The organism is Pseudanabaena biceps PCC 7429 (assembly GCF_000332215.1).
GTDB classification, from domain to species: domain Bacteria; phylum Cyanobacteriota; class Cyanobacteriia; order Pseudanabaenales; family Pseudanabaenaceae; genus Pseudanabaena; species Pseudanabaena biceps.
This window is the reverse complement of sequence record NZ_ALWB01000016.1, coordinates 1-15,197: the sequence shown is the minus strand read 5'-3', so window position 1 is coordinate 15,197 and position 15,197 is coordinate 1. Positions and strand designations below refer to the sequence as shown.

The following is a 15,197-nucleotide window of genomic DNA, read 5'->3' as shown; positions in this document are numbered from 1 at the left end:
TTTCACGCCTAACACCCCGCAAGGGGACGGAAACTCAAAGGTAAGCTGTTTTTAAATTACGCCTACCTTTCATAGGATGTTTCACGCCTAACACCCCGCAAGGGGACGGAAACAAAATGAGAGAAAACAGCATTTGATCCTTTGTTGCGTACATACGTTTCACGCCTAACACCCCGCAAGGGGACGGAAACTCCTTACCAAGAAACTCCTTAGTCATTGGCATTCTAATGTTTCACGCCTAACACCCCGCAAGGGGACGGAAACGTAAGGGAAAGAGAGAAGAATGAAGATCGAAGAATGAAGAAGAAAGAAATATGAAATTTCTGCAATAATATAAAATTGAATTCTTGATTTTCAATCTTCATTTTTCCGTCTTTATTCTTCCCTCTTCAATCTTCCTTCTTCCGCCTTTCTTATTATGTTTGACCTACGTGATCGCACCAAAAGCTTTGCATTGAGAATTGTGAAATTATATACATCACTGCCCAAAAGCACCGAAGCCCAAGTATTAGGAAAACAAGTACTGAGAAGTGGAACATCAGTTGGGGCGCATTATCGAGAAGCAACCCGTGCGCGATCCAATGCGGAATACATCAGTAAAATTGAAGTTGGACTGCAAGAGCTAGAAGAAAGTATTTACTGGCTAGAGCTATTAGCTGAAGCTGAGATTATCAAAGCATCTAACTTAGCTAATCTCATTCAAGAAGCGGAAGAACTGATTGCGATTTTTGTGACTTTGGTGAAAAAAGCAAAAGATAAAGTCGGAAGAGCGAAGGCGGAAGAGTGAAGAAAAGATGAAGAGCAGGGAAAATATAGAAATGCTAAGATTGTCGTGTTAGCCTAAAACTAAATTCTTAATTTCCCCCCTTCCCTCTTCGACCTTCCGACTTCCGCCTTTATCCCTCCCCTTCCCTCTTCGACCTTCCGTCTTCCGCCTTTATCCTCCTCCTCTGATGCAGAATTTTAGTGATAAATTCCTCAGTCCAGAAAACTTTCAGCTTGCATGGGAAAAGGTTGCAGCAAAAAATGGATGTGCGGGTGTCGATCGCGAAAGTGTAGTCCATTTTGCTAAAAATTCTGAAGCTTATTTAAGCCAACTGAGGCGATCGCTAGCTTCTGGTTATTATCACCCGATGCCATTGCGGCAGTTATTCATTCCTAAAAAAGCTGGTGGATGGCGAGAGTTAGGCGTACCAACAGTTCGCGATCGCATTGTGCAACATGCCCTATTAAATATTCTGCATCCATTGCTAGAGCCGCAGTTTGAGGCTTGTAGTTTTGCCTATCGTCCTGGGCGATCGCATTTGAGTGCCGTGCGGCAGATCGCCCAGTGGCGCGATCGCGGCTATGAATGGGTACTTGATGCTGATGTTGTGCGCTATTTTGAAAATATTCTATGGCAGAGATTGCTTGATGAGGTTGCGGAACGACTTGCCGCACCTGAAGTTCTATCTCTGATATCGGCTTGGCTATCAGTGGGAGTTCTATCCAAAGAAGGACTAATGTTTCCCCAAAAAGGAATTTCTCAAGGTTCGGCAATCTCGCCGATATTGGCGAATGTTTATCTGGATGACTTTGATGAAATTGTTACGGCAACTGGGTTAAAGCTGGTGCGCTATGCTGATGATTTTGTAGTGATGTCGCGCAGTCAGAAGCGGATTGTTGAGGCGAAAGATGAAGTTGCAGACTTAATGAATGGAATAGGGCTGCAATTACATCCTGATAAAACCCGAATTGTGGATTTTGATCGCGGGTTTCGGTTTTTGGGTCATGCTTTTGCAGGGAAGGTGATTGTTAAGACGGAAGGCGGAAGAGAGAAGAGGGAAGAGGATATGCGGGGGGCGGTTGATCCTTGTCCAGATGGGCAATTGGTTTATAGCGATCCGCAGATCAAGCCAACGCAGATGCAGAAGGCGATGTTGGAGGCTCTCAAAAGTTCGGCTCAGCCGATTCCACCGCCGCTATTTGTTGTTTTGGGATACAGTTTGCGTGAGGTCAAACCTGTCAAAATTGAGTCCGATGAGGCTATCTGGACAACGGGAATGTCAACACTTTATCTGGTGCATCAGGGCGCAACGCTACGGAAGGAGCAGGGACGATTTTTGGTGCAACCGCTCAAAGAGTCGGCATTGGAGATTCCGATCGCAGAAGTTGAGCTAGTCCTAGTATTTGGCAATATTCAGCTAACCACCTCTGCGATCGCTGCTTGTTTGGATGCAAAGATCCCTGTGATCTTTTTGACGCAGATGGGCGAATATAAAGGACAGCTATGGAATTCGGAGTTTTGCGATCTGCCTTCGGAGGAGGCACAGTGGCAAAGGCGATTGGATGTTGCTTTTCAACTAGAGACGGCTAGGGCGATCATTTGGGGGAAGTTGATGAACTCGAAGCAGTTGTTGCTGCGGCTAAATCGCAAGCGGCAGTTGGAGGATGTGACGACAGCGATCGCGGGAATTACGTCCGATCTTGAGTCTGTGGAGACTGCTGAAACTTTGGAAAGCTTGCGAGGTTATGAGGGGATTGCGGCAAATCGTTATTTTGTGGCGTTGGGGCTATTGATTACGAATGAGGGTTTTAGTTTGACGGGGAGAACGCGCCGCCCGCCTAAAGATCCTGTTAATTCGTTGTTGAGTTTTGGTTATACGTTGCTTTATAACAATGTTTTGAGTTTGATTTTGGCGGAGGGTTTAAATCCTTATCTAGGAAATTTGCATCGTAGCGATCGTAAGGAGACGCATTTGGCTTTTGATCTGATGGAGGAGTTTAGATCGCCTGTGGTTGATACTTTGGTAATGAATCTGATTAACAAAAAAATTCTGAGACCGACTGATTTTACCTATCCAGACAAGGATGGTGGCATTTACTTGGCTGATGCGGCAAGGCGAGTATTTCTCAAGCATTTTGAGGAGCGCATCTCTTTACAGATCGTTTATGCTGACCTCAAGGAAAAAATCTCTTATCGACGGGTGATCCAGCATCAGATCTGGCGGTATCGCTCGGCTTTGCTTGGTGAAGCACCCTATGAGTCGTTTCGCAGGAATGACTAAATGCTAGTTTTGGTGGTTTACGATATTGCTGATGATAAGCGTCGCCTCAAGTTATCAAATTTTCTTGAGGGGCATGGGCGGCGTGTGCAAGAAAGTGTGTTTGAGTGTTTTGTGAGTCTTGAGGAGATGAAAAAACTCCACAAAAAAATCGAAAAACGAGTTAAGCCCCAAGAGGATAATGTGCGGTTATACTGGATACCGTCGGATGCGTTGCCCAAAGCTCTGACTGTTGGCAGCAATCCGCCAGCACCGCCACCCAGTTTTTACATAATTTAATGTTATAAAACTAGACAAAACCTTGGTTTAGCCGTTATAGTTTTCGCAGTCACCTCCATAGGTGGCAAGAACCTTGAAAACCGCATTATTACGTTTACCTCTGGAGGTCGCGCTCTCCATAAGGGTTTCTGCTTTTATATTTGTCGTCTTGTTGCAAATTTGGCAAGCTTTTTGACTATATAAATGACCTATGGAGATCGACCCTATTAAAAGCTTTACTGTGTAAGCCTCAAAAATACGAGGAGTTTCACACCCATTACCCCGCAAGGGGACGGAAACAGAACTCATCTACTTTTTGGTCCTGTCCATTCTTCAGTGTAGTTTCACACCCATTACCCCGCAAGGGGACGGAAACTTCACCTACTTTGTTTAAATGATCCATAGCCAAGTACAGTGTTTCACACCCATTACCCCGCAAGGGGACGGAAACAAATTTGGAGTGATAAATAGCAATGCAATAATTAACCAGCTAGTTTCACACCCATTACCCCGCAAGGGGACGGAAACAATAAGTAATTGCAAAACATTGACAGTACAATAAACAAGTGTTTCACACCCATTACCCCGCAAGGGGACGGAAACGAAAAAACAAACGTTTCTGCGGCGGCTTCACCAATAATCGTTTCACACCCATTACCCCGCAAGGGGACGGAAACGAACTGAATGCACTAGCATTGGCACTTGTGTTCGCGCCAGTTTCACACCCATTACCCCGCAAGGGGACGGAAACTTTTCAACGATAAAGTATGTCAATTTAACTTGTCCTAGTTTCACACCCATTACCCCGCAAGGGGACGGAAACTTCAGGAGATAGTGTAAATGCTGTATTGGGTTATCCATTTTGTTTCACACCCATTACCCCGCAAGGGGACGGAAACTGTAATTGTAACAGCATCGTCTTTTTCGTCAGCAAAATAGGTTTCACACCCATTACCCCGCAAGGGGACGGAAACAATAATTTGTACACCAACCTCAGTCATAAGGTTCAGTTTCCTTTGTTTCACACCCATTACCCCGCAAGGGGACGGAAACTGCTAAAGCCTCGCTTTCCCTAGTTACCTCGTCATGTTTCACACCCATTACCCCGCAAGGGGACGGAAACCTCGATCTTTGAGAATCTCGATCAAGTCTTCAATCTCTCCGGTTTCACACCCATTACCCCGCAAGGGGACGGAAACCTATTGCCAACGGGACGAACGATTAGCTGGTCAACAGAAAGTTTCACACCCATTACCCCGCAAGGGGACGGAAACGGGAGAAAAAGGTCGAAGAAAGAAGATCGAAGAATGAAGAAATAAAGAAAAAATCGAAGATTTTCTGCAATAATATAGAACTAAATTCCTAATTTTTTCATTCTTCGATCTTCCCTCTTCCGCCTTTAAATTTCCCTCTTCCGTCTTTCTAATTATGTTTGACCTACGCGATCGCACTAAAAGCTTTGCACTAAGAATCGTGAAATTATATACATCTCTACCCAAAACTACCGAAGCCCAAGTATTAGGCAAACAAGTACTGAGAAGCGGAACATCAGTTGGGGCGCATTACCGAGAGGCAACCCGTGCGCGATCGAATGCCGAATACATTAGTAAAATTGAAGTTGGACTTCAGGAACTAGAAGAAAGTATTTACTGGCTAGAGCTATTAGCTGAAGCTGAGATTATCAAAGCATCTAACTTAACTAACCTCATTCAAGAAGCCGAAGAACTGATCGCGATATTTGTGACTTTGGTGAAAAAGGCAAAAGGTAAAGACGGAAGAGTGAAGGCGGAAGACGGAAATTTAAAGGCGGAAGAGTGAAGAAAAGATGAGGAGCAAGAAAAGTATAGAAATGCTAAAATTGACTTGATCGTAAAAAAATTCATTCTTCGATCTTCCGCCTTCCATCTTTAAATTCCCCTCTTCGATCTTCCGCCTTCCATCTTTAAAACGATGAACCTAAACACCATTCAGCAAGAAATCGCAACGTTACCACCTGAAGCACAACAAGTGATCTTTGATCTGGTAAGTGTTCTCAAAAATCGCTATCATGCTAATCAACCAACCTCCGTAAAAAGTAACATCCAAAATTGGTCGGACTTTATCGGTTGCATGGAAGCCGAACCAGACCTCTCAACAAATTACAAAACCTACTTAAGCAAAGAACTCGATCTAAAATATGGTAATCGTTGATACGGGCTTCTGGCTTTCTCTTGCTAACAGCAAAGATACCGCTCACCAAGCAGCAACAAAATTATTTCAGAGCTTAGAGAACGAAGAATTTATTACAACATGGTGCGTAGTTACTGAAACCTGCTATTTGATGCAAAAACGAGTCGGTGTAGATGCACCCAAATTATTTATCCGTAAAATTGCATTAGGATATCTACGAATATTTGACCTTAATCCATCCCACTGTCTGCGTATCGAAGAACTGATGCAGAAATATAGAGACTTACCAATGGATTTAGCCGATGCGTCCCTAGTCATTCTTGCCGAAGAACTAGGGCATGGTCGTATCCTTTCAGTTGACTATCGGGACTTCAATACCTACCGTTGGAAAAACACCGAACCATTTCAGAATCTATTTCAAGAGTAGAAAGAGAAAGGAGGAAAACGGAAGAAGGAAGGTAGAAGTAGGAAGAAAGAAAAAGATGAAAATGACGTATCTGCATTTGCTGCAAATATTTTCATTCTTCAATCTTCCGTCTTCCACCTTCCCTCACCCCCTTACTGGGCGCATATTATAAGAAATATCCACCTCCATAATTGGACGCAAATCGGACTGAACAATATATTCCAAATGTCGATTTGGACTAGCGCAAGCAATCACCATTCCTGCCGTCATCGATTTCGTACCACCCGTATAGTCAGCAATGATTTTTGACTCGCTAATCCCTCTGCTTTCAGCATCCAAGTAAATACCTTGTATCAACCTCTGGATATAGTTAGGATCATCCACAAACTCCTCAGGTACAAGCAAACTCATATCAGGAGCATTTTCATTTTTAATGACATAATCACCAAAAAAAATACTTGTCGTCATCAAACATCTCTCCCGCGCTAACCTCGCCACCAAGTTCTCAGCCTCAACTACAGACTTTTCTGTACAGATTAGCCAACAATACTGAAAGGTTTTATTTCTGCCTTCGTCGCAATGAAAGCGAATCGCCCATTCTGCGGGAGAATCAGATCTCGCACTCATGAACGCGATTAAGCCTGCATAATCCCTTGTAACAGCACTAACCTTGGCGATCGCATTGCCTCGAGGACTAAAAAACCTACTAAGATACCTTCCAACATTAGAAACAAAATCAGTACCATAAATTATCAAAAGCATAATTGCGATGATAATTGCTAGACCAGCGATCTGAACCGTGCTTTTGTCCTTAATCTTCAGCAAGTCCTTGAGCCAATCAGCACCAGTATTCCACACCAAATCAAATATCCCATTGGCAATAAAAGGTAAACCAATCAGGGCGATCGCAATAAAAAGGAATAAATTACGACTAGGATCGAAAAGAGCACGCTTAAAAGGATTCATCTTCAAAAAGCTCCCTAGCAAATAACATTGATAGTTTATCCTTCAATGGAATGCCCCCTTACCAAAGTCAAAAAATCTTGTAAGCATGAACCTTAGTTTACTAACTCCTAATCCTCCACATCAATAAACGAGTAGCGGCGCATCGCGCCGCCACTCGTTTATTAGTTTTTATATTCTTCGCTCTTCCCTCTTTCCCCCTCACCCCGCATTAAGCAAAGTAACATTACTAGGAAGTTCTTTAAGTACATTCCGCTTAGCAAGAGCAGAACGAGGAAGCACCCGTAAAACCTCAGCGATCGTGGTAATGCCAGATAATACTTTCGCGATCGCTGCTTGGCGGAAAGACTGGAAATCATTGCTATGGAGATAGCGCGTCAATTGCGTCATCGACCCCTCATAAATGATTTGCCGAATCGCATCATCAACTTCCAGCAATTCGATAATTGCTTCCCGACCTAAATAGCCAGTATCAAAACATTTGGGACAGCCCTTACCCTTCCGAAAGTTTTGATGATTCACCTCACCACGCACCAAACCGATCGCTTCAAGCTCATGGTCAGATGGCACATAGGCACTAGAGCAATGGGGACAAACACGACGGACAAGGCGCTGAGCCACCACACCAAGCAAAGCATCACTTACCAAACTAGGATCGAGTCCCATATCCTTAATCCGAGGAATAGCGCTAGGAGCATCATTCGTGTGCATTGTTGTCAGCACTAAGTGACCAGTTAGAGCAGCTCGAATCGCCGTTTCCGCCGTTTCTGCATCGCGGATTTCACCGACCATAATGATGTCAGGGTCTTGACGAAGAATCGCCCGTAAGCCAGAGGCAAAGGTCATGCCCGCTAACTCATTAACTTGAGTTTGCGTAATGTTGGAGAGGACATACTCCACAGGATCTTCCACGGTTGTGACATTGACATTTTCCGTAGCGATCGCCTGTAAGCTCGTATAGAGAGTACTAGTTTTACCCGAACCCGTGGGGCCAGTAAAAATAATCATCCCTTGTGGTTGACTGAGCCAGTTTTGATAGGTATGGCGAGCCTTTTCCGTAAAGCCTAAATCCGCAATATTGGTAAAGGGATTTTCTTGAGGCAGTAGCCGAATGACAATTTTCTCACCATTGACACAGGGCAAAGTACTCACCCGCAGATCTAAATCCTTCGCAATGTTATCTTCAGCAGTGTACTGTTCACCAATGCGACCATCCTGAGGGCGACGACTATCAGCAATATCCATCTCTGCCATGACCTTCAGCGCAACGATTACTTTGCGACTCACTTCTAGCGGTAAAGTTTTGATATCGCGGAGGATGCCATCGATACGGAACCGAATCCGCAACCCTTTATCGGTAGGCTCTAAGTGAATGTCACTAGCCCGACATTGCAAAGCGCTGGCGAGAATCGCTTTGATTCGCCCGATTTGGTCAGTAGCCTTGGCTAACTTTAACTCTGCGGTTTCCGCGATCGCCATCGGTTCGAGATCGTCACCAAAGGGTAAATTCCCCTCACCAATAGAGATATCAGAAACACTACCAATACGGATATTTTGTTTGCGAAACCAATCACGATAACTCTTTTTGCTAATCGCAATTATTTCCACATTCATTCCTAATCGCGAACTGAGACTCTTAATATCTTGAACAGATAATTCCTCTGGAGAACCCAGAAAAAATCGTCCTTGCCATAGCAGTAAAGGAATAATCGCAGGTAGTCCCACTTGATTACCAATCTTTTGAAAAAAGCGATCGCTGACTTCAGGATCGAGCAGATTAACCGCTACCGTACCATCAGAAAATACCAGTTGGGCAAGCGCATCCTCACAGGAGATTTTGCCAGATTTCAACAATTGCCAAGGACTTGTCGGTGTGGCAAAGGGAATTGCTGAATTAGTTGAATTAATAATTTGAGAATTCATATTAACCTTGAAATTTAACCTTGAAATTCGGGGTTAGCATCAGGTAAACCTGCGGGTTGTTGGTTGCAAGTCCCCGTTTGCTCACATCGTTGATTCTTTCTGCAAAAGTCTGAGAGTAACTGCGATTTTTCAGATGCTTCTCCTAATCCAATATTGCAAATTTCGGGACTGCGAAATCCACAAATGGAGGAGAGGTCGATCGCTTGATTACTAGAGATTTGCGCGAAGCAGATTGGCGGATTGCTATTGAGAGAAGCAGGATCAATATTGGGAAACCGCGTTAATATTGGTTCAGCAAAGCTAGGACTTGCGAATAGAAGCGAGATAAACGAGGCGATCGCTACTTTGTTGGGAAGTTGTGTAACCATAAAAACCTACAAATTAAAAAAACTTTAAATATAAGTGCGGCGCTTAGCGCCGCACTTATATCTGCTAGAAGCTAAGGCATTGGGCGAGAGCCAGGAGCATTTCCATAGACAACAGCACTGGAAATCCATTGATTAGTACCTGAGATGCGATACCAACGAGCATCTGGTGTACCCAACCACAAATCTCTCTCAGTAGTGCCGTACTGCCAAGCATCAAAGTACACTCTTTGATTACCGCCAATGCGTCGGACAACCCCGAAGTTTGAACCAGGTCCAGAGCGGACATTGATGCCGCTAGAAGCACTGGTTCCAGAGAAGCTGACGTAGCGGATCGGATTGGTTGGAGGTTGGGGAGTATTCCCTTTTACCCAATAAGAGACATCAGAACGTCCGTTCACAGGAGTTCCAAAATCGACAAGAGCTACGTTATAGCAGTTAGACTCTGTGAACAAGTTGCCACCTTGATTTGCACCCCGTACAGTCAGATAAGTATTGCCATTACGGACAGAAGTTCTCTCGACAATTCCCACATGTCCATAGGTAGGGTCAGCACCACGAAAGCTGGGTTGCATGATCACAATTGCACCAACTTGAGGATTGCTGATACGGGTGAATCCCAGATTGGGTAAGCTATAGATCATGTCCTTGGCATTGCCAACCGCAGTAGTGATTCCAAAGCGATTCTTGACATAACCAACACATTGGCAATAGTCAGCAGCTTCGCTAGGGCTAGCAAATATTTGTGAAAGAGTGACGCTAGTAGGAACGGCGGCAGCTAAGGAAAGGAGCGCGGAAACTGCGGTTTTTTTGAAGGAAGGCTTGATCTTTGTAAGTACCGTCATTGCTTTGTTCACTTGTGTTTGAAGTTGTTTAATCTTTTGAACAATGCGATTCTGCAATAGAGGTGGGAAGGGGGCTTTCCATTTATTTCCAAAGAGAAAAGGCGATGCATTGCATCGCCTTTTCTCTATTTTTTCTATTTTCTTTATTTCCTCTGTGAGAAACTAAGCAGCTAGGCATACTCCCTTCCCAGTGAATAATTAGACGTTGCGGCGCGAAGCGCCGCAACGTCTAATTATTGGTTTTTGATGTCTATTTCTTTGGTGGGAAGGGAGTAAGTAAACTTAAAACCTAGAAGAGCATACCGCCCGCTACGCGGGCGGTATGCTCTTTGGTTTTTAATTATGCCGAACTACTGTTCGTACATCTTCCAAAGTTCGCTGATATCTTCTCGCATCTGTTGGCGTAAATCCCAAGGTGATAGTACTTCTACCTGCTGTCCCCAAGCCCGTAAACGCATAATTACCGCCCGATCGCCAACATGATATTCCACCCGACAATAGACATCTTTATGGGGACGCGATCGCAGAATTTCTAAAAGCTTTTCAGTCTGTTCGGGAGTATTCGCACTCGTATTCTTGAGTAAACGCTCAGCATCGTCATAGGAGATCGTTTTAAAGAGAGCCGTGCGCTCAGTCCGTTCGATATAATTGCCATGGAAATACTGATTAAACCTGAGCAGCATCGTTTGCTTGGGACGGAAAAAGTCAAAACCCAGCGCTCTCCCCATCTCCGCATTCACATCATCAATATTTGGCAAGGTTCCCCGATCGCGTTTTTGCTTGAGGGCGATCGGGATCTGGCGATCGCTCCATGAAAGCGTTGTAATTGACTCAATCCGATCTAAGCGATAGTCATACCAGTCTAGGGGCGTAATATCTGAAGGCGAGAGATCTTCATGGGGGGCTTGACCATAGGCATAGAGATAGGGAGCGCGTTGGTGATAACGAATGCAGACAGGATAAACGATTAAATCTAGTTGAGCATCAAACAAACGAGCGCTAGTATAGTTAATTTGAATCGGAGGAATATCGGCTGATTCCCAACAGGTTTTGAGTTGTTGTTGCAACTCTTCAAGGCGATCGCTAAGTTGCCTCGGCACGATATATTCCACATCAAGGAAAAAGCGCTGTACGCCATTGATTTCCTGTCCTAAGATTTCTGCTAAAGAGACGATCTCCTCAATGGGAATAAAATTGCTAGGAGCGATTGCCTCTGGTTCTTCTACACTTAGCAATTCAGGGAAAGTAGTTACTTTTTGATATTCCTTGCCTTTTTTACCCGTTGGATTTGGGGCTTCCTCTAGCCAGCCACTTTCGAGCAATGACTCAAAATCATTCACGAGGCTTTTGCCTGTGACCACAAATAGACGACCTTCGGTTAAAGGATTTTGTTTAGAAGAAGAACCATAGAGTAATATTTGTTCGACTTTTAGAGGATCAGCGATCGCACATTCCTTCGCAAATTCAGACTTCCATTGTTGCGGATCGATGCCATAGTAAGGATCGAATAACCAATCAGCAACCGTTTTCGCACAGGGACAATGAGGATCATCATGAATGGGTGTCGCCTTGTCGCGATCGCAATGATAGTCTTGGGTATTGGTAAAAAACTGTTGGCTCCATGCTCTCACGGAAAAGCTGTGATCGAGGCTAACCGTCTGTTCTGAAGCTACATCCCCATACAGCGATCGCAGGATTACCCAAAGGCGCACTGCCTTCTGAAAGCTATTATGTAAATAAGACCCGTTACCTAATAATTCTTGTAAAAGCTTGACTGTGGGCGCGTAATCAAACAGAGTTTCATTCATAATCTCGATCTGTGTTTATAATTGACGGTGCTTTGCGCTGATTTAAAGCCCAGAGAAGTTTTTGAAAGCGTCGCGAAGCGACGCTTTCAAAAACTTCTCTGGACTCCTCAAAATATCAATAGGCTGTAACTATGAGTACTTACTTAACCGAATTAAATGGCAACATCCTTCAGGTTGGTTTTGGTCAACCTGCGGATAATGATCGCATTGTACGTGATGCAATGGATCAGATCGATCGCCTGATTGCCAATGGAGAAATGACGGGTGGGGAGATTCTCTGTATTAATGGACGCGCTTCCATGCCCGTAGGCTTTGCGATCGCCGCTAAGGTCGGGCATATCTTTGGCGCGATCGCTGTGTCCGATCCAAAGCTGGGCAAAGATACCTTTGTGGTGGCGATTACCCATAGCCCTACCTATCAACTTGGTGATGTGCTACGTCTTGATGCTGAGGCTGAACAAAATACCCAATCTTTAGCTAAAGTGAGCTTAGAAGATTTAGAAGGTTCAGAAGGTGTAGAGAATAGCCCTAGTTTCTTTGTCAAGCTGGAAGGCAATGTTTTGCTAGTGGATTTTAATCGGTTGCAGGAAGTTAGTAACGATCACTTGGTTAAGGATGCTAGCGCTGAACTCGATCGCCTTGTGGCTGCGGGTGAATTGCGCGGCGGTGAGTTGCTGAAAGTCAATGGACCAATTTCCCTGCCTGTGAGTTTTGTGGTTTCGCATCGGGTATCGCATCTTTATAAAGCGATCGCCATGTTTGACCCGAAGATGTCGCGCTATGTGGTGACCAGTAGCCATGATTCGCAATATCGTCTGGGCGATACGATTTTCTTTGATGAGTTGACTAATCCTGCGAGGGTGCGGGTGGTGCTATGTGGGGCGGCGAATTCGGGTAAGTCCTGTTTGCGCGAAGGTTTAAAGCAAGCCCTATGGAATCTCAAATCAAATATTTATCCCTATGTGATCACGGCGCAACCCGATGGGGATGGCTGCTTTACCTTTGAAACCTATCGCTATGATGCGACCTTTGCCTCCGAGCTGAAGCAAACTCTCAAGTCTCAGTCTCTGGGTTTTAAGCCAGAGTTTGTGCATTTAGTGGCAGGATGGGTACGCAATGCTTCTTTGCCGCTAACTTTGGTGGATGTGGGCGGACAGATATCGCCTGAAAACAAGTTAATCATGAGTGAAGCTACCCATGCAATTATTTTGTCTAAAACCCAAGCAGAAATTGATCAATGGCGAGCCTTTTGTCAGTCTTTCAAACCTCGCAATTTAGAAGTCATTGCTGAGCTTCACAGCACTTTAGAGGGAGATAGCGATCGCTTTGAGGAGACGGATCGTTTATTAACGGGTGAAATCTGCGGGATTAATCGTGGGGTTGATCTGTCCGATCGCGCTATTGTCAAGGCTCTGGCTCTGCGGTTGGTGGCGCTGGTGCGATCGATGGAAGGGGGTATTTCTTGATCTGTTTATGCTATTAGCGATCCATAGATATTTCCATATCGAAATTTAGGTTATGTTTCCCGCTAATCGCTACGGCTATTTTTTCCGCTTCACTTGCAAGGTGATGGCTTTTGCTTTCTTTTTTGCGGTGGGTTTGCTGTTTGCCTATATGTTTTCGGTGAGCTTGGGTGGTGTGGATATTGCGGGCTTCATCGGTGCGATCGTCCAGCAGTCAATTTTGCCGATTTCAGCTTTTTTATTGGCTTGGTTGTTTGTGGCGGTTTCGGTCGAGGCTTTGCGTTAAGATATAAAATCCAAGAGAGAGTTGGGGCGCTTCGCGCCCCAACTCTCTCTTGGGTTTTGATTTGTTCTAATGCAGTTAGCTGTAGCTATATCAACCTATTGACGGATGGTTTCAGATAATTTACACTAGCGTCATCGCTGACCAGTTCTAGGGGTCAGCCAGTACCTTGAAAACCGCATAACTTCGTCAACCCCAAGAACTCGCTCTCCCAGTAAGGGTTTGAGCCTGTTTTGAAAGAGCCTTATTGAAAGCTATTCTCAATAATTTGACAATTTTCTTACCCCCAAGAATTTTCGTGTTGTCAAATGCGCTCTAGGCAAGCCCTCCAGAAGCCGAGGGTTTCAATTTTTTTACCCCGCAAGGGGACGGAAACAACATGCGTTGAGAGTCGCACATTTCTTCATCGGTTTCAATTTTTTTACCCCGCAAGGGGACGGAAACAATGAACCAAGTCGAATTACTCTATGAATCCATGTTTCAATTTTTTTACCCCGCAAGGGGACGGAAACCCCAACACTAACACATGCATTATCAACAGCAATAGTTTCAATTTTTTTACCCCGCAAGGGGACGGAAACTATCTTTATTGAAAAGTACTCCAAATCTTTGAATTGTTTCAATTTTTTTACCCCGCAAGGGGACGGAAACAAGCGATCGCAGAGGGAAGCATTGACTTGGAAAGTGTTTCAATTTTTTTACCCCGCAAGGGGACGGAAACAACCAAATCTGATCAGGATCAGTTTCGTTACAAGGTTTCAATTTTTTTACCCCGCAAGGGGACGGAAACTTGCATTCTACTTGGTCCAGTCCAGTTTCACTAGTTTCAATTTTTTTACCCCGCAAGGGGACGGAAACACAACGGAAGACTCTATTTAGATAGAGCTAATTGTTTCAATTTTTTTACCCCGCAAGGGGACGGAAACAACAGTGATAGGAGCAGTTTGGGCATTAACAGATTGGTTTCAATTTTTTTACCCCGCAAGGGGACGGAAACCTTACTGCGGTAAATTACCGCCTTTCTAAGAAGTTTCAATTTTTTTACCCCGCAAGGGGACGGAAACATGAGTTTTGAAGCAAAAGACGGTTTGTCGCTTGGTTTCAATTTTTTTACCCCGCAAGGGGACGGAAACAGGTTGTACGCTGTGTGCAGGTCCAACAAAAAAAGTTTCAATTTTTTTACCCCGCAAGGGGACGGAAACTTTCGTTAATCACCAAAAATGATCCTTTTGCATCTTGTTTCAATTTTTTTACCCCGCAAGGGGACGGAAACCAATTCGTGGTTACGGACTGCATTTTCAGAACGAAGGTTTCAATTTTTTTACCCCGCAAGGGGACGGAAACCTGAACCAAATTTTCCGCAATCCCAAAATACTCGTTTCAATTTTTTTACCCCGCAAGGGGACGGAAACTGTCATGAAACGCACAAGGTTTTATGCGGCTTCTTGTGTTTCAATTTTTTTACCCCGCAAGGGGACGGAAACAATTGAAATTTTTGTAGTGTCAACTTGTACACTAGTTTCAATTTTTTTACCCCGCAAGGGGACGGAAACCTTCAACAATCTCACGCGCCGATTCTGGTGTAATGGTTTCAATTTTTTTACCCCGCAAGGGGACGGAAACCAATTCGTGGTTACGGACTGCATTTTCAGAACGAAGGTTTCAATTTT

13 protein-coding genes and 3 CRISPR repeat arrays (1 of these 16 running past the window's edge) are annotated in these 15,197 nt (G+C 44.5%); of the genes, 8 read left to right on the top strand and 5 right to left on the bottom strand.

Annotated features, from left to right (window positions below; genetic code table 11):
• A CRISPR array of direct repeats spans positions 1 to 264; the repeat unit is 35 nt; unit sequence GTTTCACGCCTAACACCCCGCAAGGGGACGGAAAC; it reaches 1,951 nt to the left of the window's first position.
• 154 nt (positions 265 to 418) lie between these two features.
• The 6 genes from PSE7429_RS03380 to PSE7429_RS03355 all read left to right on the top strand — a co-directional run bounded on the left by PSE7429_RS03380 (position 419) and on the right by PSE7429_RS03355 (position 5,898).
• Positions 419 to 787: a four helix bundle protein gene (locus PSE7429_RS03380; RefSeq protein WP_009625650.1), complete on the top strand. Its 369-nt coding sequence runs from the start codon at positions 419 to 421 to the stop codon at positions 785 to 787.
• A 166-nt stretch (positions 788 to 953) separates the two neighbouring features.
• Entirely contained in the window at positions 954 to 3,047 is a 2,094-nt protein-coding gene (gene cas1 / locus PSE7429_RS03375; RefSeq protein WP_009625648.1) for a CRISPR-associated endonuclease Cas1, read from the top strand.
• A complete protein-coding gene (gene cas2 / locus PSE7429_RS03370; protein ID WP_009625647.1) occupies positions 3,048 to 3,323 on the top strand; it encodes a CRISPR-associated endonuclease Cas2 in 276 nt (91 codons plus the stop codon). It abuts the gene before it with no gap.
• Between the two features lie 244 nt (positions 3,324 to 3,567).
• A CRISPR array of direct repeats spans positions 3,568 to 4,576; the repeat unit is 35 nt; unit sequence GTTTCACACCCATTACCCCGCAAGGGGACGGAAAC.
• A gap of 154 nt (positions 4,577 to 4,730) precedes the next feature.
• Positions 4,731 to 5,120 (top strand): four helix bundle protein, encoded by a 390-nt coding sequence (locus tag PSE7429_RS03365; RefSeq protein ID WP_009625646.1) that lies wholly within the window; start codon positions 4,731 to 4,733, stop codon positions 5,118 to 5,120.
• 132 nt (positions 5,121 to 5,252) lie between these two features.
• Positions 5,253 to 5,492, top strand: a complete 240-nt coding sequence (locus PSE7429_RS03360) for a hypothetical protein (RefSeq protein WP_009625645.1) — start codon at positions 5,253 to 5,255, stop codon at positions 5,490 to 5,492.
• The gene (locus PSE7429_RS03355; RefSeq protein WP_009625644.1) at positions 5,479 to 5,898 is read left to right on the top strand and encodes a type II toxin-antitoxin system VapC family toxin; all 420 of its coding nucleotides are present in this window, start codon (positions 5,479 to 5,481) and stop codon (positions 5,896 to 5,898) included. The genes PSE7429_RS03360 and PSE7429_RS03355 overlap by 14 nt, the downstream gene beginning before the upstream one ends.
• A 123-nt stretch (positions 5,899 to 6,021) precedes the next feature.
• Here the strand turns inward: PSE7429_RS03355 and PSE7429_RS03350 are convergent, their stop codons facing one another.
• From PSE7429_RS03350 to PSE7429_RS03330, 5 genes are all read right to left on the bottom strand, one after another.
• Complete coding sequence (locus PSE7429_RS03350) at positions 6,022 to 6,843, bottom strand: hypothetical protein (protein WP_009625643.1); 822 nt, start codon at positions 6,841 to 6,843, stop codon at positions 6,022 to 6,024.
• A gap of 198 nt (positions 6,844 to 7,041) precedes the next feature.
• Entirely contained in the window at positions 7,042 to 8,763 is a 1,722-nt protein-coding gene (locus PSE7429_RS03345; RefSeq protein WP_009625642.1) for a GspE/PulE family protein, read from the bottom strand.
• Between the two features lie 14 nt (positions 8,764 to 8,777).
• Complete coding sequence (locus PSE7429_RS03340; protein ID WP_009625641.1) at positions 8,778 to 9,131, bottom strand: hypothetical protein; 354 nt, start codon at positions 9,129 to 9,131, stop codon at positions 8,778 to 8,780.
• A gap of 71 nt (positions 9,132 to 9,202) precedes the next feature.
• Complete coding sequence (locus PSE7429_RS03335) at positions 9,203 to 9,973, bottom strand: CHAP domain-containing protein (protein WP_009625640.1); 771 nt, start codon at positions 9,971 to 9,973, stop codon at positions 9,203 to 9,205.
• A 350-nt stretch (positions 9,974 to 10,323) separates the two neighbouring features.
• Positions 10,324 to 11,781, bottom strand: a complete 1,458-nt coding sequence (locus tag PSE7429_RS03330) for a TIGR03985 family CRISPR-associated protein (RefSeq protein WP_009625639.1) — start codon at positions 11,779 to 11,781, stop codon at positions 10,324 to 10,326.
• A 131-nt stretch (positions 11,782 to 11,912) separates the two neighbouring features.
• Between PSE7429_RS03330 and PSE7429_RS25890 the strand changes: the two genes are divergently transcribed.
• Positions 11,913 to 13,247, top strand: coding sequence for a hypothetical protein (locus PSE7429_RS25890; RefSeq protein ID WP_009625638.1), 1,335 nt, complete (start codon positions 11,913 to 11,915; stop codon positions 13,245 to 13,247).
• 52 nt (positions 13,248 to 13,299) lie between these two features.
• Positions 13,300 to 13,530, top strand: a complete 231-nt coding sequence (locus PSE7429_RS03315; RefSeq protein ID WP_009625637.1) for a hypothetical protein — start codon at positions 13,300 to 13,302, stop codon at positions 13,528 to 13,530.
• Between the two features lie 338 nt (positions 13,531 to 13,868).
• Positions 13,869 to 15,150: a CRISPR direct-repeat array (repeat unit 35 nt; unit sequence GTTTCAATTTTTTTACCCCGCAAGGGGACGGAAAC).
• Positions 15,151 to 15,197 lie beyond the last annotated feature (47 nt).